General features: G+C 70.3%; 16 protein-coding genes. 7 read left to right on the forward strand and 9 right to left on the reverse strand.

What is annotated here, in order from left to right:
• The 6 genes from HEB94_RS42025 to HEB94_RS42050 form a co-directional block, all read right to left on the reverse strand.
• Positions 1-822, reverse strand: coding sequence for a carbohydrate ABC transporter permease (locus tag HEB94_RS42025; protein ID WP_192755000.1), 822 nt, complete (start codon positions 820-822; stop codon positions 1-3).
• Entirely contained in the window at positions 822-1,751 is a 930-nt protein-coding gene (locus HEB94_RS42030) for a carbohydrate ABC transporter permease (protein ID WP_192755001.1), read from the reverse strand. The genes HEB94_RS42025 and HEB94_RS42030 overlap by 1 nt, the downstream gene beginning before the upstream one ends.
• Before the next feature lie 17 nt (positions 1,752-1,768).
• Positions 1,769-3,076 carry an extracellular solute-binding protein gene (locus tag HEB94_RS42035; protein ID WP_192755002.1) on the reverse strand — a complete coding sequence of 436 codons (1,308 nt, stop codon included), beginning with the start codon at positions 3,074-3,076 and terminating at the stop codon, positions 1,769-1,771.
• Between the two features lie 523 nt (positions 3,077-3,599).
• Entirely contained in the window at positions 3,600-4,766 is a 1,167-nt protein-coding gene (locus HEB94_RS51755; RefSeq protein WP_337918326.1) for an aggregation-promoting factor C-terminal-like domain-containing protein, read from the reverse strand.
• A 141-nt stretch (positions 4,767-4,907) separates the two neighbouring features.
• Positions 4,908-6,251 (reverse strand): PhoH family protein, encoded by a 1,344-nt coding sequence (locus HEB94_RS42045; protein WP_337918328.1) that lies wholly within the window; start codon positions 6,249-6,251, stop codon positions 4,908-4,910.
• A gap of 328 nt (positions 6,252-6,579) precedes the next feature.
• Positions 6,580-7,341, reverse strand: a complete 762-nt coding sequence (locus tag HEB94_RS42050) for an isoprenyl transferase (RefSeq protein ID WP_192755003.1) — start codon at positions 7,339-7,341, stop codon at positions 6,580-6,582.
• A 136-nt stretch (positions 7,342-7,477) separates the two neighbouring features.
• Here HEB94_RS42050 and HEB94_RS42055 point away from each other — a divergent pair, with 136 nt between their 5' ends.
• Positions 7,478-8,098 carry an MBL fold metallo-hydrolase gene (locus HEB94_RS42055; RefSeq protein WP_192755004.1) on the forward strand — a complete coding sequence of 207 codons (621 nt, stop codon included), beginning with the start codon at positions 7,478-7,480 and terminating at the stop codon, positions 8,096-8,098.
• 52 nt (positions 8,099-8,150) lie between these two features.
• On the forward strand, positions 8,151-9,230 hold the full coding sequence (locus HEB94_RS42060; RefSeq protein ID WP_192755005.1) for a TRM11 family SAM-dependent methyltransferase: 1,080 nt from the start codon (positions 8,151-8,153) through the stop codon (positions 9,228-9,230).
• 36 nt (positions 9,231-9,266) lie between these two features.
• Here the strand turns inward: HEB94_RS42060 and HEB94_RS42065 are convergent, their stop codons facing one another.
• From HEB94_RS42065 to HEB94_RS42075, 3 genes are all read right to left on the reverse strand, one after another.
• Positions 9,267-9,848, reverse strand: a complete 582-nt coding sequence (locus tag HEB94_RS42065; protein WP_192755006.1) for a hypothetical protein — start codon at positions 9,846-9,848, stop codon at positions 9,267-9,269.
• Between the two features lie 133 nt (positions 9,849-9,981).
• Complete coding sequence (locus HEB94_RS42070; RefSeq protein ID WP_192755007.1) at positions 9,982-10,323, reverse strand: DUF5808 domain-containing protein; 342 nt, start codon at positions 10,321-10,323, stop codon at positions 9,982-9,984.
• Between the two features lie 10 nt (positions 10,324-10,333).
• Positions 10,334-12,406 carry a DUF255 domain-containing protein gene (locus HEB94_RS42075; RefSeq protein ID WP_192755008.1) on the reverse strand — a complete coding sequence of 691 codons (2,073 nt, stop codon included), beginning with the start codon at positions 12,404-12,406 and terminating at the stop codon, positions 10,334-10,336.
• 156 nt (positions 12,407-12,562) lie between these two features.
• On the opposite strand from HEB94_RS42075, the gene HEB94_RS53035 reads away from it, so the two are divergent.
• From HEB94_RS53035 to HEB94_RS42100, 5 genes are all read left to right on the forward strand, one after another.
• Positions 12,563-13,750: a DNA methyltransferase gene (locus tag HEB94_RS53035; RefSeq protein WP_192755009.1), complete on the forward strand. Its 1,188-nt coding sequence runs from the start codon at positions 12,563-12,565 to the stop codon at positions 13,748-13,750.
• Complete coding sequence (locus tag HEB94_RS42085; protein WP_192755010.1) at positions 13,747-14,724, forward strand: hypothetical protein; 978 nt, start codon at positions 13,747-13,749, stop codon at positions 14,722-14,724. The genes HEB94_RS53035 and HEB94_RS42085 overlap by 4 nt, the downstream gene beginning before the upstream one ends.
• A gap of 152 nt (positions 14,725-14,876) precedes the next feature.
• Positions 14,877-15,212, forward strand: a complete 336-nt coding sequence (locus tag HEB94_RS42090) for a metal-sensitive transcriptional regulator (protein WP_192755011.1) — start codon at positions 14,877-14,879, stop codon at positions 15,210-15,212.
• Positions 15,213-15,308: 96 nt separating this feature from the next.
• A complete protein-coding gene (locus HEB94_RS42095) occupies positions 15,309-15,533 on the forward strand; it encodes a heavy-metal-associated domain-containing protein (RefSeq protein WP_192755012.1) in 225 nt (74 codons plus the stop codon).
• A gap of 59 nt (positions 15,534-15,592) precedes the next feature.
• Positions 15,593-17,854 carry a heavy metal translocating P-type ATPase gene (locus tag HEB94_RS42100; protein ID WP_273378820.1) on the forward strand — a complete coding sequence of 754 codons (2,262 nt, stop codon included), beginning with the start codon at positions 15,593-15,595 and terminating at the stop codon, positions 17,852-17,854.
• Positions 17,855-17,860 lie beyond the last annotated feature (6 nt).

Consider the following 17,860-nt stretch of genomic DNA (forward strand, 5'->3'; position numbering starts at 1 on the left):
TCAACCCTTCACCGCGCCGGACGTCAACCCGGCGACGATCTTGCGCTGGAAGAAGAGAACGAGCACGATCACCGGGATCGTGACGATGACCGCGGCCGCCGCGATCGCGGCCGTGGGTTGTTCGAAGAAGGACTCCCCTGTGAAGAACGCGAGTGCGGCCGGGACCGGACGGGCCGCGTCGGAGGCGGTGAGGGAGATGCCGAACACGAAGTCGTTCCAGGCGAAGAAGAACGTCAGGATCGCGGCCGTGAAGACTCCGGGAGCCGCGAGCGGGACGATCACCTTGCGGAACGCCTGCCACGGCGTCGCACCGTCGACCTGCGCCGCCTGCTCCATCTCCCAGGGAATCTCCCGGAAGAACGCCGAGAGCGTCCAGATCGACAGAGGCAGCGTGAACGACATGTAGGGGATGATCAGACCCGCCCACGTGTCGTAGAGACCGAGACTGCGCCACATGTCGAACAGCGGCGGCACCAGGGAGATGGTCGGGAACATCGCGATCGCCAGCGCCATCGACAACACGAGCTTCTTGCCGCTGAACTCCAGCCGCGCGATCGCGTAGGCCGCCAGCGTGGCGAGGATCACCGACAACACGGTCGAGATCAGCGAGATGCCGAGGGAGTTGCGAAGAGCGCTGGTGAAGAGATCGGAGCTGAAGACGGTCCGGTAGTTGTCCCAGGTCCAGTCCTTGGGGAAGAACCCCGTGGTGCTGGTGTCGGCCTTGAAGGACAGGGAGAGGATCCAGGCCACCGGGAAGAGCGTGTAGACGATGACCGCCAGACCGGCGAGTCCCCACAACGCCTTGCGTCGACGTCCGTTCATCAGCGATCACCTCGCACCTGGGACAGGTCGGTCCGGAAGAGTTTGATGAACACGAAGGCGATGAGCAGCACGGTCAGGAACAACAGCACCGACACCGCCGAACCGAGTCCGACCGCCGTTCTGGTGATCATCTGGCGGTAGGCGAGGAAGGACACGGTCTCGGTGCCCTGCGCGCCGTTGGTCATCACGAACACGTTGTCGAAGATGCGGTAGGCGTCCAGGGTCCGGAACAGCACCGCGACCATGATGGCCGCGCGCATGTTGGGGATCGTGACCTTCCACAGCCGCTGCCACCAGGTGGCACCGTCGACCTTTGCGGCCTCCTGCAACTCCTCCGGAACCTGCGCGAGACCCGCGAGAAGCAGCAACGACATGAAAGGTGTCGTCTTCCAGATCTCCGACAGGGAGATCGCCGCGATCGAGGATCCGAACTGCGCGAAGAAGTCGTAGTTCTCCAGCCCGAACCAGGTGTTGACGAATCCCGAGTCGGGCGCGAACGCGAACTTCCAGGCGAACGCCGAGACCACCGTGATGATGCCGTAGGGCACCAGGATCGCCGTGCGGACGATGCCGCGTCCGAAGAGGATCCGGTGCATCACCATCGCGAGCGCGAACCCGATGATGAGCTCGACCACGACGGTGATGACCGTGATCAGGACGGTCACTCCGACGTCACGCCACCACAGTCCGTCGGACAGGACCATCGCGTAGTTGTCGAACCACACGAACTCCCGGGACTCCGGGTCGGTGATCCGGTAGCTCTGCAGCGAGAGCCAGACGGCCTGCAGCATCGGGTAGGCCGTGACCGCGAGCATCACCACGAACGCCGGTAGGCACAGGTACCAGCCGAGTCGTTGTTCGTGGCGGGCCCGGTCGGACACCCGCGCCGGGGCGGTCGAGGGAGGAGTCGTCGTTTCCATTGTCGTCATGGTTTCCTCCTTCCGCCTCAGATCAGCTCGTCGTCATGGAGGACCGCGACGATGAGCGTCGCCGTCGCGGCCGGCGTCGTCGGACCGACCGCGCGCGCCGGGTGCCACATGCGCTGCACGGCCGCGGTGATGTCGGGGTAGTAGGGCGTGATGGGTCGCGGCGCCCCGTCGTCGACCGACTTGCGGAGCAGGTCGGACATCGGGAACGCCTTCCTGATCTCCGGATCGGAGTACACCGACTCGACCGTCGGCAGCAGACCCTCGCCCAGCATGTAGGTCTTCTGGCTCTCCGGGGAGGTGATGCAGCGCACCGCGTCGACGCTTTCCGCCGGATGTTTGGTGAACGCGCCGATCGCCAGGTCGATGCCACCCAGGGGCGGGGCGCTCGGCCTGCCGTTGACAACCGCGGGCCACCGCGTCCAACCGAAGTCGTCAACCCGGGCCTGCTGCTCCTTGATCTGCTTGTCGAGTTCGGCGCGCTGGCTCTGCGACTTCGCCGCCTCGCGCTGCTGGCGCAGATCGGTGAGCGTTCCGGTCTCTGCTGTGTAGACGAAGGGCCAGTTGGTCATGAAGCCGCCGTTGTCGGCGAGGAAGCCGGCCTGCGAGGTTCCCTCGTCGGAGTTGCTGATGTCGGCGGAGGCGGCCTTCGACCGACCCAACGTACGAAGGACATCCGCCGCCGCACGACCGGCCGCGGAGTCGATCGCGGGTGTGACGTCCTTGCCCGCTTCGGGATTCTTCAGGATCTGACCACCGGCCGAGGCGACCAGTGAGTTGATGAGGGCGGAGTAGCCCTCGTAGCGGGACGCCTGCACCTGCACCGTCGTTCCGGTCCGCTCGGCCGCGGCGATGACCTGCTTCCAGGTGAGGTTGGTGTTGGGCCCGACGTCCAGCCCGGCCTTGCGCGCCACCGACTTGTGGTACCACAACAGCTGGGTGTTGGTGTTGAACGGAACGGCGTACAGCTGGTCCTTCCAGCGCGCCGCTTCCAGCGGTCCCTGCAACATGTCCTTGGTGAGCTCGGACTGCTCCTGGGAACTGAACTCACGCAGGAATCCCGCGTTGGCGAACTCCGCGAGATAGGGCAGGTCGAGGCTCATCAGGTCGATGCCGGAGTCTCCGGCCGCGAGTCGGCGGACGAGCTGCTCGCGTTGGGCGGTCGAGTCACGGGGCAGCAACGCGGTCGTGATTCGGTAACGACCGTTGGCCTCCTGCGTGCACGTCTCCGCCAGCTTCTGCTGGGTACCGTTGTCGGGGTTGATGTACCACGTCAGCGTCGGCGGACCGGAGTCACTGGAGCAGCCGGCCAGGGCCGCTCCTGCCACCAACGCCGCGGCGGCGAGGAACGCCGTTCGGCGACGCGTTGGGCTCGATGATGACTGAGGACCCGACCGACTCGCGGTCGCTGTCTTCGCTGGCTGCGTTCTCCGGCCCTTGTGGCCGGCTGCGTTACGCACTGCGCCTCCACGTCGACTTGTCTGCACGCACCGTATGGGCAGATGGCTGCGCGAATTTCGCCTTGGTTTCATCCTGTCTGTCTGGGGCGAATCCGCAAGCCACCACGCACAGTGGCACGTTGTGACCGGTCTCGTGGCGCGACACGGATCCGTCGGGCTCCCGCCGGTGGGATGGCAGGCGCTTTCACGTTCACGACGTCGGCATGACGAAGCCCAGCGACACTATCAGCCGATACGGACAGGGACGACTCGATAACGACTCGACGTCACGTGGGAGGAGGCGCTGCACGCGCTGTCGTGGCAGGACTCAGCAGCACGAGTGGTGCGCGACCGGTCCGGCGTCACGCCGCGGCCGGCGCCACGCTGGCGCGTGTCCTGGTGTGCTGGTGTCCTAGTAGTAGTTGTGGCTCTGCCAGAAGGACCAGGCACCGCAGGGCGTGCTGTAGCGCGACTCGATGTAGGAGAGGCCCCACTTGATCTGGGTCGTGGGGTTGGTCCGCCAGTCCGAGCCGGCCGAGGCCATCTTGCTGCCGGGCAGCGCCTGCGGGATGCCGTAGGCACCCGAGCTGGGGTTGGTGGCGCGGTAGTCCCAGCTGCTCTCGTGGTTCCAGATGGTCACCAGGCAGTCGAACTGGGTGTCGCTCCACCCGCGTGCGGCCACCAGCCGGGCGGCGACCTCCTTCGGCGAGCCAAGCTCGAGCCGGGCCCGGTTACGGGAGGCGCGTTCCTGGGCGCGCTCCCGCTCGACGGCGGTCCGGTCGAGGACGTCGGCGCCGGTCGCCGGGACGGGGGTCTCGGTCGCGGTGGGCGTGGAGGTCGGCGTGGCCGTCGGCGTCGCCGTCACCGTACGGGTGGTGAAGCGCGGCGTCGCCGAGGAACTGGGCTTGAGCGTCGCCACCCGCTTCGCGGTCAGGGCGCCGCGGACGTTGAGGTCGGACAGGACCAGCGTGTTGGTGGCGTCCGGGTGGCTGTTGGAGAGGACCACGCCCGCGCCGACGGCACCCGTGACACCGATGCTCGCGGCCGTGACCGCCGCGAACGCGGGACTGAGCCGGAAGCCTCTCCCCTCGGTCGTCTCGGCGTCCGCGGTGAGGCCGGCAGTGAGACCGGCGGTGAGGTCAGCGGCGAGGTTCGCGCCCGGCTCCACCGGTGCGGAGGTCACGGTCGCGGAGGTCACGGTCGCGGAGGTCAGGGTCGCGGAGGTCGCGGTCGTGGGGGCCACGTCGACGTTGGGCGCGCCTACCGTGGTCGCGGCGCCGGTGGACGGCTTCGCGACGGCGCTCACCTCCACCGCGTCCAACGTGACGGCGTCCAGCTCGACGTCGCGGACCACGACCGGTTGGAGGACGGGAGCGGAGTACGAGGGGGACGGCGGGGGCACCGGAGCCGGCGCGGTCGAGGAGAACGAGACCGGCGCGGGTCGGGCCGCGCGCTTTCCACCCGCGGGCGCGACGACATCCGACGCCGTCGTCTCCTGCGGTGGCCGGCCGAGGAACGCCGCGCGACCGCGCGACTTGTGCTTGGCCGGTGCCCGGTGCTTACCCGCGTAGCTCGTCACACATGCCTCCAGACGTCCCTCGCGGATGGCAGCAGCGCCCCACGCGAGACCGAGTTGCATACGGAAAGCCGCGAAGCGACGACGCTCCGCAAGCTGACGGAGGTGCCGGGGTCGCCGCGAGTGCGACGACCCCGGCCGTGCTCACAGTGAGATGTCCTCGAGCATTTCGGTCACCAGGGCAGCGATCGGCGACCGCTCAGAGCGGGTCAGCGTCACGTGCGCGAACAACGGGTGCCCCTTGAGTTTCTCGATCACAGCCACTACTCCGTCATGGCGTCCGACCCGCAGGTTGTCGCGCTGCCCCACATCGTGGGTGAGCACGACCCGGGAGCCGGAACCAATCCGTGACAATACCGTGAGCAAGACGTTGCGTTCCAGAGACTGTGCCTCATCGACCACGACGAACGCGTCGTGGAGCGAGCGGCCCCGGATGTGGGTGAGCGGCAGGACCTCGAGCATGCCCCGGTCGATGACCTCCTCGACGACGTCCGCGTTCGCGACCGCGCCGAGGGTATCGAAGACCGCCTGCGCCCACGGCATCATCTTCTCCGCCTCGCTGCCGGGCAGGTAGCCGAGATCCTGTCCACCGACGGCGTACAGCGGCCGGAACACCACCACCTTGCGGTGCTGTCGGCGTTCCATCACCGACTCCAGGCCCGCGCACAGCGCCAACGCGGACTTGCCGGTTCCGGCCCGCCCGCCCAGGCTCACGATCCCGATCTCCGGGTCGAGCAGCAGTTCCAGGGCGACCCGCTGCTCGGCCGACCGGCCGTGCAGACCGAACGCCTCGCGGTCACCGCGGACCAGGCGCACCCGCTTGTCCGCGGTGACCCGGCCGAGCCCGCTGCCGCGTTCGGAGAGCAGGACGAGCCCGGTGTGGCAGGGGAGGTCGCGCGCGGCTTCGAGCTCGATCGACCCTTCGGCGTACAGCGTGTCCAGCTCGGTGGAGGGCAGGTCGACCTCGACCATGCCGGTCCAACCGGTCTCCACCGGCATCTCCGCGCGGTACTCCTCGGCCACCAGGCCGACCGCCGAGGCCTTGACCCGAAGCGGCAGGTCCTTCGAGACGAGAATGACGTCCCGGCCCTCCGCCGCGAGGTTGCGGGCCACCGCGAGGATCCGGGTGTCGTTGTCGCCGAGCCGGAACCCGGGCGGCAGCAGCTCTGGATCGGTGTGGTTGAGCTCCACTCGCAGACTGCCTCCGGCCGTACCAATCGGGACCGGTTCGTCGAGCCGGCCGTGTTGGACGCGGAGTTCGTCGAGCAGGCGAAGCGCGGTCCGGGCGAAGTAGCCGAGTTCGGGGTGGTGGCGCTTGCCCTCGAGTTCGGTCACGACGACCACCGGCACCACGATCTCGTGCTCCTCGAAGCGCCGGAGCGCCTGGGGATCAGCGAGCAGAACGCTGGTGTCGATGACGTACGTGCGCTTCAGGTGACCTGGAGAGGAGTCCACAACCGCAGTCGCGTTCGGCTCCGATGCAGCCACGTTCGGTCCCCTTCGGACCGGACGACGCGCACCCAGCGCCCCGGTCCTGGCTGAGAGCTGACTGGACCGGGACCGGCCCAACGGGCCGGGTGCCGGCCCGCCTGGCGGTCGGGGTCTACTGACCCCGGCGCGCGTTCCTCGTGCGTGGCCTGCCTCGCCTGACGGCGAGAGGAAGACGTCGTCGCACGCATCGATAGGCCTCCCGAACGGCCGGGGCTCTCCGACCGTCACAATCGAAGGTACGTGCCCGGGGGCCGGCCGAACAGAGGGACACGAAAGCCTTTCGGTTAAGGAGAGGTTCCCGAGCGCTTAACGAAACGAACTCGCGTCAAAGTCCGTAGCGGCGGTTTCGCGCGGCGAAGGCCCGGATCGCCCGGAGAAAGTCGACCTTTCGGAAATCCGGCCAGAGTGCCTCACAGAAATAGAACTCGCTGTGCGCGCTCTGCCACAACAGAAATCCGGACAGACGTTGCTCTCCGGACGTACGGATCACAAGGTCAGGATCGGGTTGCCCCTTGGTGTAGAGGTGTTCGGCGATGTGTTCGACGTCGAGCAGCTCGGCGAGCTCCTCGATCGTCGTTCCGCGACTGGCCTGCTCATGGAGCAGGGACCGGACCGCGTCGGCGAGTTCCTGCCGGCCGCCGTATCCCACCGCGACGTTGACGACCAGGCCGGAAACGGCCGCCGTGCGCCCAACGGCGTCCTTCAGATGGGTGGCGAGGGACGGCGGCAACACGTCGGAGGAACCCACCAGGTTGATCCGCCAGCGACCGCTCGCGGCCAGGTCGGCGACCGTCTCCTCGATGATCGCGAGGAGAGTCTCCAACTCCTCGGGCGGGCGGGAGAGGTTGTCGGTGGAGAGCATGTAGATCGTCACGACGTCGACGCCGAGGTCCTCACACCAGCCGAGGAACTCCGGAATCTTGTCGGCGCCGGCCCGGTGCCCCTTCGAGACGGTGCTCCCGGCCGCCCGCGCCCACCTGCGGTTGCCGTCCATCACGACTGCCACGTGTCGCGGCACCCGCTCGGGCGGGATCGACGCCAGGAGTCGCCGCTGGTAGATGCGGTACAACAGGCCGGGCAGGGCCATGTGATCCTCACCTCCGAAACGGCTCGCCCTGAGGCTACCGCCGCCGCCTCGGCTTCGGTCAGTGACTCACGTTCCACGTGGCGAGGACCGTTCGCTTCACCGGTTCGACCGGGACGGACGCCCTAGACTCGGCCCCATGCGCGTCGTGAAGTTCACCCATGCCCTGGTCCGGCTGGAGAAGGACGACCGGGCGCTCGTGATCGATCCCGGCACGTTCAGCGAGGAGGAGCCCCTGGACGGCGCCGAGGCGGTACTGATCACCCACGAGCACACCGACCACCTCGACACGGACAAGCTCGACCGGCATCCGGATCTCCAGATCTGGACCAACGCCGCGGTCGCCGCGCTGTTGACCAACGTCGATCCCGACCGGGTGCACGTCGTCGCGCGCGGAGACCGGTTCAGCGCCGCGGGGTTCGAGGTGGGCGTCTACGGCGAGGAACACGAGGTGATCCACCCCGATCTGCCCATCGTGCCGAACATCGGGTTCTTCGTCGACGACAGCTTCTTCCACCCCGGCGACGCGTTCACCGTGCCCGACCGGCCGGTCGACACCCTGATGGTGCCCACCTCGGCGCCGTGGCTGCGGGTCGCCGACTCGATCGACTACGTCCGCGTCGTCCAGCCACGCCTCGCGCTCTCGGTCCACGACGGGCTGATGAACGACATCGGACTCGGGCTGGTCGACAACCTCCTCGGCGGGCTGTCCGGCGCGGATTACCGCCGGCTGACCTCGGGCAGCTCGGTCGACATCTGACCTGCCTCCAGCCGGGCTCGCCGCCGCGCGGGCGACCTGCGATCGTGGTGCCATGCCGCGTTACGCACTGCTCGTCCTGCCCGCGACGAACCGGGTCTACGCCGAGGCCTCGGTAGGCCTCACCCGGGCCGAGCTGGGCGTCGTCGCCGAGCGCGCGCTGGACGGCCGGCTGCACGACGTCGAGGAGACGGTCATCGGCGGTGTTCCGTACGTCGGGTTCTCCACCGACACCCCGCTCGCCGCGGCGGAGATCGGCCACCTCTCCCAGCTGTCTTCGATGTACGCGCTGTTCGAGATCGCGGGTGAGCCGGCGGGCGGGCCCGAGGGCGCGGCGACCCCGCTGCTGCGTCCGGTCGGGTTGACGCCGCTGGACCAGTTCGACGACGACCTGCTCACGATCCAGAAGTACGCCGGCAAGACGAACGAGCTCTTCACGAAGCTGCTGCTCAACGTCACCGTGCTGGCGTCGGCCTCCGCACCGGACATGCTGACCCGCAAGCTGCGGATCCTCGACCCGCTCTGCGGCCGGGGTACGACCCTCAACCAGGCGCTGATGTACGGCTACGACGTCGCGGGCATGGAGATCGACGGCAAGGACGTCGAGGCCTACTCGGGCTTCTTGCGGACCTGGCTCAAGCGCAAGCGGATCAAGCACCAGGCGGAGTTCACGCCCATCCGGCGCGAACGCAAGATCATCGGGCGCCGCCTGCACGTGACCCTCGCGGCGGACAAGGCGGCCTACAAGTCCGGGGAGACCCTCGACCTCACCGTCGTGAACGCCGACACCGTGCGGGCGCGGGACTTCTTCCGGCCGCGGACCTTCGACGCGATCGTGACCGACGCCCCCTACGGCGTCCAGCACGGGAGCCACGACGCGGGCAAGCTCTCCCGCGGGCCGCTCGACCTCCTCCGCGCCGCCGTGCCCGGCTGGGTCGAACTGCTCCGGCCGGGCGGGGCGCTGGGAATGTCCTGGAACACCTACGTCGCCCGGCGGGAGGACGCCGAGGAGGTGCTCGCCGGCGCGGGCCTGCGGGTCTGCGACTCGCCGCCGTTCCTGGGCTTCCGGCACCGCGTCGACCAGGCGATCAACCGGGACGTCGTGGTCGCGACCAAGCCCGAGCCGCAGGGCTGACGTGCCGACGCGGCTCGGACCTGCCTGCCGGTCCGTTCAGGAGGCACCGGCAGCCGTCTTGGGCCCCTCGTCCGGCTCACCCAGGTTGTCGGCCACCTCGCCGGCGTCGGGCCCTTCCGCCCGAACGCGCTCGACGTGGGCCATCGCGGCACGCAGCTCGCCGAGCCAGCTCTCGGCGTTGCGCCCGACGAGCTTCACGCACCAGGCCAGCGCCTCGGAGCGGGTGCGGGCGACTCCGGAGTCGACCAGCGTGTCGAGCACCCGGCGCTCGGACTGCCGCAGCCTCGTCATGACCGGCACCGAGAGGGTGGTGAAGGTCTCCCGGCTCTCGCCACAGCAGGCGCCCCAGGCGACCTTCTGACCGGTCGCGTGCTCGAGTTCGCGGGCGATCCGGATCCGGTCGTCGCGGGTCCGCTCGCGGAACTCCTTGATCCGTCCCGCCTCGGCGGCGGCTCGCTCGACGGCCGAGGCCTCGTCCTCCAGCTTCGGCGCGGCGAGGCGCCCGATGACGGTGATCTCCTCCCGGTCGGTCGTGAGCTCGACGAGGTCGAACCACTCCTCCGGGAGCCGGCCGGAGAGCCAGCCGCGGATGCGTTGCTCACGTTCTTGCCGTGTCATGTAAGGATGATTACACCGTTACGGCGGTACGACAAGAGCCGACGACCCGCCGGCACCGATGGGTGGGCCCGCCGGTGCCGGGGGCGAGCTGTCAGAGCCGGTGGGACAGCTGTCAGAGCCGGTGGGACAGCCGTCAGAGCCGGTGGGACAGATGGCCGTTCGACTGGGCGTCCGGGCTGACCCGCTGCCTGGCCAGGCGCGCGACCCGGCCGAGGTTGAGGTCCCAGCCGAGCCCGTAGGCGGTCGGCACGAAGAGCCGCTCGTCCTCCGGCGCCCACCAGGTGGAACGCAACCGCTCGACGGTTGGCGGGCGGTAGTCGTAGGGAACTCCGACGACCCGGCCCTGCCAGGTCCGTTCGGCCGGCGGGCGGCGCAACTCCCGTGCCACCGAGGTCGCGACGAGCGCGCCAGCGGCGCCCCACATCAGCGCCTCGAGCCGGCCGACCTTCTTCTTCAACTTCCGCTTCTTGCCCATCGGACCTCACTTACCTCCGGTCGTCGTCGATCCCGGCGTCACGTACGCCGATCTTTACGGCCAGCTCGGCCAGGTCGGTGACGGGGCGCTCGCAGACGAAGTCGCGGCAGACGTAGGCCGCGGCCTTCCCCTCGAGCAGACCCCGGTGTGCCAACAGCGGCACCCGTCCCGCGCCATTCTGGCCGGTCTGCGCGTCTGTGTCCGGATCGCCGGCATCCGGCGCGCCGACCACCACGACCGCGCCGGGCGCCGGCGAACGCAGCGCGAGCCGGTGCAGGGCCGCACGGTCCGGATCGCCGGATGCCCCGACGACGGCGACCTCGACGGGTCCCGCGGCCAGCGCCTCCGCCACCGCGAGACCCCAGCCGGCCGCCCGCGGCGCCCGCGTGGCCAGCCGTCCGCTCACCCCGAGCGCGGCGCCGGCCGCCTCCCGATGGCGGGTGGATCCGGTGAGCGCGGCGTAGCTCAGCAGGGCGCCCGCCGCCGCCGACCGCCCGGACGGGGTGGCGTTGTCGGTCGGGTCCTGAGGTCGGCGGACCAGGCGCTCGGCGTCGTCAGCGGTGTCGAAGAAACCGCCGTCGCCGTCGCCGAACCGGTCGAGTACGAGGTCGAGCAGACCGCCCGCGCGGGCCAGCCAGATCGGCTCACCCGTCACCGACAGGAGGGCGAGGTAGCCCTCGGCGACGTCGGCGTAGTCCTCCAGCACGCCGGGGCTGGTGCCGGCCTGCCCGTCGCGGGACGTGCGGACGAGCCGCCCGGCGCTGTCGGTGTGCAGGCGGACGAGGAGTTCGGCGGCCTCCCGGGCCGCCTCGACGTAGGAGGGTTCGGCCAGCAACGCGCCCGCCTCGGCGAGCGCGGCGACCGCCAGGCCGTTCCACGCCGCGACGACCTTGTCGTCACGGCCTGGCCGGACCCGGGTCTCGCGGGCCCGCGCCAGCCGGGCCCGGACGCCCGCGAACCACTCCGCGTCGTCCGGGTCGCGGGGCAGCTGCAGGGTCGACGTCCCGTGCTCGAAGGTGCCCTGGTCGGTCACCACGAACAGCTCGGCGGCGGCCGCGCCGTCGACCTCTCCCAGGACCTCCGCGAGCCCACCCGGCGTCCAGGCGTAGAACTTCCCCTCGACCCCCTCGCTGTCGGCGTCCAGGGCGGAGGCGAAGCCACCCTCCTCGGTGCGCAGCTCACGGAGCAGGAAGTCGGCCGTCTCCCGGACCACCCGCTCGGCGAGCGGTGCGCCGGTGAGTCGCCACCAGTGCAGGTAGACGCGGAGCAGCAGCGCGTTGTCGTAGAGCATCTTCTCGAAGTGCGGGACCACCCAGGCCTGGTCGACGCTGTAACGGGCGAAACCCCCGCCGAGCTGGTCGTACATCCCGCCCCGGGCCATTCGCTCACAGGTCTGCTCCACCATGGCGAGCGCCTGCTGCCCGGAACCACCGCGGGTCGCGGCCCGGAGCAGGAACTCCAGCACCATCGACGGCGGGAACTTCGGCGCACCCCCGAACCCGCCGTGGCGCGGGTCGAAGTCAGCGCGCAGCGCCTCCACCGCCTGGTCGAGCAGGGTCACGTCGGGCGCCTCGCCACTCGGGAAGCGGGTGTCGGAGAGCTGGGCGACGATGCTCGCGGCCGACTCGACCAGGTCGGCGCGGCGCTCCCGCCACGTGCGCTCCACCGCCTCGAGGACCTGGCCGAACGCCGGCAGTCCGTGGTGAGGCGTGGGCGGGAAGTAGGTGCCGCAGTAGAACGGCTCGCCGGTCGGGGTGAGGAAGCAGGTCATCGGCCAGCCGCCCTGGCCGGTCATCGCCTGGGTCGCCTCCATGTAGACCGCGTCGACGTCGGGCCGCTCCTCCCGGTCGACCTTGATGTTGACGAAGTGGGAGTTCATGGTGGCGGCGGTGGCCTCGTCTTCGAAGGACTCGTGGGCCATCACGTGACACCAGTGGCAGGCGGAGTAGCCCACCGACAACAGGATGGGCACGTCGCGGCGGCGGGCCTCGGCGAACGCCTCCTCACCCCAGGTGAACCAGTCGACCGGATTGTCGGCGTGCTGGCGGAGGTAGGGGCTGGTCGCTGTAGCGAGGCGGTTCACCCCATTCACCGTAGCCCACAATTCCGACGGAACCCGTCGTCGCCGTGCCGTTCCGCGGCGACACCTCCGCACCCGTGCGGCCCGGAGCCACCGCCCCCGCGACCGGGGCGGAGTGCCGATGACGCGCTGTCCCCGGTCCCGACTAGCCTGCGGTGCGTGGGTGGTCAGGGTAGGACACGCGGCACGGGTCAACGTCGAGCACGCGACCAGCGCGGCTCGAACCAGCAGTCGGTCCGAGACCGCGGCCGGAGGGCCCACGGCGCCGAGTCCGTCGACGTGCCGCCATACGAACTCCACACCGGCGACGTGGCGAAGGCCTACCCGCGCTGGCCCACACCGGTGACGATCATCAGTGACGGCGCCTACGGCGTCCGCGGCTTCCACGGCGACACCACCGGACCCGACGGACTCCTCGAGTGGTACCGCCCCCACGTCGAGGCCTGGTCGGAGGCGGCGCATCCGGCGACCACGTTGTGGGTGTGGAACACCGAGGTGGGCTGGGCCACCATCCACCCGCTGCTGGTCCAGCACGGCTGGGACTACGTTCAGACCATCACCTGGGACAAGGGCATCGCCCACATCGCGGGCAACGTCAACGGCAAGACGATCCGCCGCTTCCCGGTCGTCTCCGAGGTCTGCGTCCTCTACCAGCGCAGGTTCGCCGTCGACACACCCGGCGGTCCGCTCCCGGTGCGGCAGTGGCTGCGGCACGAGTGGCAGCGCAGCGGCCTGCCGCTCTACCGTGCCAACGAAGCGTGTGGGGTCAAGAACGCCGCGACCCGGAAGTACCTCACCCAGGACTGGCTGTGGTACTGGCCGCCCGGTGAGATGTTCGAGAAGCTCGCGACGTACGCCAACGAGCACGGCGAGCGCACCGGCTGGCCCTACTTCAGCCTCGACGGCACCTCCGTCGTCACCGCGAAGGAGTGGGACGGCCTGCGCTACCGCTGGAACCACCAGCACGGCATCACCAACGTCTGGCACCGCGGCCCGCTGCACGACGACGAGCGGCTCAAGGGCACGCTCCGCCGCGCGGCGCCACGCGTCTACAAGCCGACCGCCGGCAGTTCGGCCCATCTGAACCAGAAGCCGCTCGAGTACATGGAACGCCTGGTGCGCGCCGTGACCGAGCCCGGCGACGTGGTCTGGGAGCCCTTCGGCGGCCTCGCCTCCGGCTCCGTCGCGGCGGTCGCCCTCGGGCGGCGGGCCTACGTCGCCGAACTCGACAAGAACTTCGCCAAGCTGGCCTGCGAACGCCTGGAGGTCGCGAGCGCCTCCGCCGATCCGGCCGCAGAGGAGGCCGCCGTTCCCGCCGACCGGCGGGGCGGCGAGGAGACCTCGTGACGGCCGAGACCGACGACCAGACCGAGGGACTCTTCGACGCGACCGAGGCCGCGCCGCTCGGTCCGGACGCGCCCATCGAGCCCGTCCTCGACCCGGCAGATCCGCGGACGACGCTGCAGGCCAGGCTGCGCACGCTGCTGCTCGGCCTGCCGGCCTACTTCGAGTTCAGCAACCACGTCGCCGGCGTCAACGCCACCGACCTGCACAGCCTCAACACCCTGTTGGGCACCTCGATCGAGGGCCAGGTCGTCAGGGCCCTCAACCAGCAGCGCGCGCTCTGGGATCCCGACGACCAGTGGCTCGGCTACACCTTCGAACGCCAGTCGCAGCGGTTTCCCGACGTGCGCCTCGTCCGCAAGGGACACGCCCGCGGACCGGAGATCGCGCTCGGCATCGAGCTCAAGGGCTGGTTCCTGCTCGCCAAGGAGGGCGAGCCCAGCTTCCGGTTCACGACGACCGCGGCCGCCTGCGCCGAGCACGACCTGCTGGTCGTGGTGCCGTGGTACCTCGACAACGTGCTCTCCGGGTCACCGGTCGCCGCCGAACCCTATGTCGCCTCCGCCCGCTGGGCCGCCGACTACCGCACCTACTACTGGCAGCATGCGCGAGACGCCGCGAAGGGGACGGACCGGAGTATCCAGACACCTCCGGGCGCCACGCCCTATCCGGGCAAGGACACACAGATCGCCGACGTCCCGGCCTACGACGGAGGCAAGAACTTCGGTCGGGTCGCCCGCGTACGTGGGTTGATGGACGACTTCATCAAGGCCTCCCACGAGCTCGAGGTCCTCGGGATCCGGATCCTCGACTGGTACCGCTTCCTGCGGATCCACAGCGACCAGGCCGACCCCGACCAGGTCTCCGAGCAGCTCGAGCGAGAACTCCGCCGCACGGCGCGGTCCCGCTCGGCCCGCGACGCCGGGGACGCCCTGCGGGCGGCCCGGACGCTCGGCGACCTGCTCGGACCCCGCTGAGCCTCGCGGCGCGTCGGCGCCCCCACCCACCGCCCCTCCCCGCCCGGCCTCCTCAGCCGCCCGGGTGTCTCCAGGCACGTGCACACATACCGCCTTGGGGTATGGTGGGGAGCGTTGGGACGATACCCCTTGGGGGTAGCAGGGAGATGGACATGGCCACCACACCGGCCGACTCGGGCGCCGGAAGCGCGACGCCCGGGCACAAGCCACCGGGTTACCTCCACCAAAAGGACGCCCACCTCAAGCGGCTCCGCCGGATCGAGGGTCAGGTCCGCGGCCTGCAGCGCCTGGTGGAGTCCGACACGTACTGCATCGACGTCCTCACCCAGGTCTCCGCGGCCACCCGGGCACTGGAGTCGTTCGCGCTCGGTCTGCTGGACGAACACCTTGCCCACTGCGTGAGCGAGGCGGTCGCGAACGGCGACCAGGACGCGCAGGAGAAGGTCAAGGAAGCCTCCGCGGCGATCGCACGCCTCGTGCGTTCCTGAGCAAGACACCGGGGCTCTGCAAGGTCATCTTGAAAGCTGCCTGACTCTCCGCACCACCCCTCACTTCGCACCACCCAGACTTCGAGGAGACCCCCCATGGCGATCACCACCACCTACACCGTGTCCGGCATGACCTGCGGCCACTGCGCCGCCGCGGTCAAGGGCGAACTCGAAGCGCTGAACTCGGTCTCGGCCGTCGATGTCGACCTGGTGGCAGGCGGCGACTCCACCGTCACCGTGACCAGCGCCGAACCGCTCTCCCGCGACGCGGTCGCCGCCGCGGTGGACGAGGCCGGCGACTACCGCCTGGTCACACCGTGAGTCCCGCGGCGACTCCCAAGGCCCCGGCAACCGCCCCGGCGGGTTCCGGGGCCGGGACCCTGCAGCCGGACCGTACGGTCGAGCTGACCATCGGCGGGATGACCTGTTCCTCCTGCGCGGCCCGCGTGGAGAAGAAGCTCAACAAGCTCGACGGTGTGGTGGCCACGGTCAACTACGCGACGGAGAAGGCGAAGGTCAGCTTCCCCACGACCGTCAGCACCGACGACCTCGTCGCCACCGTCGAGGCCACCGGCTACACCGCGACGCTGCCGGCTCCCCCGGCTGACAGCGCCGGGTTCACCGCGACTGCCCCCGCGACCGACCCGGAGGGTGAGCACACCCGCGCGCTCGGGCGCCGCCTGCTCGTGAGCGCGATCCTCGCCCTGCCGGTGGTGGTTCTCGGAATGGTGCCGCCGCTGCAGTTCACCAACTGGCAGTGGCTGGCGCTCGCGCTCGCCTCGCCGGTGGCGGTGTGGGGTGCGTTGCCCTTCCACCGCGCGGCCTGGACGAACGCCCGGCACGGTGCCGCCACCATGGACACGCTGATCTCGGTCGGCGTGATCGCGGCGTACCTGTGGTCCCTCTACGCGCTGTTCTTCGGCGAGGCCGGGACGCCGGGTATGCGGATGGAGTTCACCCTGCTGCCGGCGCGCGTGTCCGGCGCGAGCGAGATCTACCTCGAGGTCGTCGCGGCGGTGACGACGTTCATCCTGGCCGGACGGTACGCCGAGGCGCGGGCCAAACGGCGTTCCGGTGCAGCGATCCGCGCGCTGCTGGAGATGGGCGCGCGCGACGTCGCCGTGGTCCGCGACGGTGTCGAGGTCCGCGTGCCGATCGAGCGACTGCGGGTGGACGACACGTTCGTGGTGCGACCCGGTGAGAAGGTCGCGACGGACGGCGTGGTGGTCGAGGGTAGGTCCGCCGTGGACGCCTCGATGCTCACCGGCGAGTCCGTCCCCGTGGACGTCGGGCCGGGCGACCCCGTCGTCGGCGCCACTGTCAACACGGCGGGACGCCTGCTGGTTCGAGCCACCCGGGTCGGGTCGGACACCCAACTGTCCCAGCTCGCCCGACTGGTCGAGGACGCGCAGAACGGCAAGGCGGAGGTCCAACGACTCGCCGACCGGGTTTCCGGGGTGTTCGTCCCGGTCGTGCTCATGCTCGCGGTGGCGACGTTCGGGCTCTGGCTCGGCCTCGGCGGTACGGTCACCACGGCGTTCACCACCGCGGTCGCGGTGCTCATCATCGCCTGCCCCTGTGCCCTCGGGCTGGCCACACCGACGGCGCTGATGGTCGGCACCGGTCGGGGCGCGCAACTCGGCATCGTCATCAAGGGACCGCAGGTGCTCGAGTCCACCCGTCGCGTCGACACCGTGGTGCTGGACAAGACCGGGACGGTGACGACCGGGCAGATGCGCCTCGTCGACGTCGTGCCGGCCGATCCCGACGGCGCGCCGGACGTGTTGCGTCTCGCCGCCGCGGTCGAGCACGCGTCGGAGCATCCGATCGCCCGTGCCGTGGTCGCGGGCGCACGGCTCGGCGACGACTCTCCGCCGGTCGCGGTGACGGAGTTCGTGAACGCCGAGGGCCGTGGTGTCAGCGGCGTCGTGGAGGGGCACCTGGTCCGCACCGGGCGGCTGTCCTGGCTCCTCGCCGAGGGCGTCCCCGACCCGGGGGCCTCGTTGCGGGAGGCGGCCGAGCGCGCCGAGGAGGCGGGCCGGACACCGGTGTGGGTCGCGGTGGACGGCACGGCGCGCGGCGTCCTGGTGGTCGCCGACACGGTCAAGCCGACCTCGGCGGAGGCGGTCGCGGGCTTCCGTCGCCTCGGGCTGCGGCCGGTGCTTCTCACCGGCGACAACGCGCGGGCCGCGCGGACGGTCGCCGCCGAGGTGGGAATCGGTCCGGACGACGTACGCGCGGAGGTCCTGCCGGCGGAGAAGGTCGACGCCGTGCGCGCCCTGCAGGACGAGGGTGCCGTGGTCGCGATGGTCGGCGACGGTGTCAACGACGCCGCGGCACTGGCGCAGGCCGACCTCGGCATCGCGATGGGTACCGGCAGCGACGTCGCCATCGAGGCGTCCGATCTCACCCTCTCCCGCGGCGACCTGCGTGCGGCGGTGGACGCGATCCGGTTGTCCCGGTCGACGCTGCGCATCATCAAGGGCAACCTGTTCTGGGCCTTCGCCTACAACGTCGCCGCGATTCCACTGGCCGCGCTCGGTTTCCTCAACCCGCTCATCGCGGGCGCGGCGATGGCGTTCAGTTCGGTCTTCGTCGTCACCAACAGCCTGCGGCTGCGCCGCTTCGCGCCCCAGTCGTAACGGCGA

This window comes from Actinopolymorpha pittospori, from assembly GCF_014873875.1.
GTDB classification, from domain to species: domain Bacteria; phylum Actinomycetota; class Actinomycetes; order Propionibacteriales; family Actinopolymorphaceae; genus Actinopolymorpha; species Actinopolymorpha pittospori.

Bases quoted from the DNA above. Each gene is read 5' to 3' on its own strand.
- HEB94_RS42025 (WP_192755000.1), bottom strand. From the start codon at position 822: ATGAACGGACGTCGACGCAAGGCGTTGTGGGGACTCGCCGGTCTGGCG.
- HEB94_RS42030 (WP_192755001.1), bottom strand. From the start codon at position 1,751: ATGACGACAATGGAAACGACGACTCCTCCCTCGACCGCCCCGGCGCGG.
- HEB94_RS42050 (WP_192755003.1), bottom strand. From the start codon at position 7,341: ATGGCCCTGCCCGGCCTGTTGTACCGCATCTACCAGCGGCGACTCCTG.
- HEB94_RS42055 (WP_192755004.1), top strand. From the start codon at position 7,478: ATGCGCGTCGTGAAGTTCACCCATGCCCTGGTCCGGCTGGAGAAGGAC.
- HEB94_RS42060 (WP_192755005.1), top strand. From the start codon at position 8,151: ATGCCGCGTTACGCACTGCTCGTCCTGCCCGCGACGAACCGGGTCTAC.
- HEB94_RS42065 (WP_192755006.1), bottom strand. From the start codon at position 9,848: ATGACACGGCAAGAACGTGAGCAACGCATCCGCGGCTGGCTCTCCGGC.
- HEB94_RS42070 (WP_192755007.1), bottom strand. From the start codon at position 10,323: ATGGGCAAGAAGCGGAAGTTGAAGAAGAAGGTCGGCCGGCTCGAGGCG.
- HEB94_RS42090 (WP_192755011.1), top strand. From the start codon at position 14,877: ATGGCCACCACACCGGCCGACTCGGGCGCCGGAAGCGCGACGCCCGGG.
- HEB94_RS42095 (WP_192755012.1), top strand. From the start codon at position 15,309: ATGGCGATCACCACCACCTACACCGTGTCCGGCATGACCTGCGGCCAC.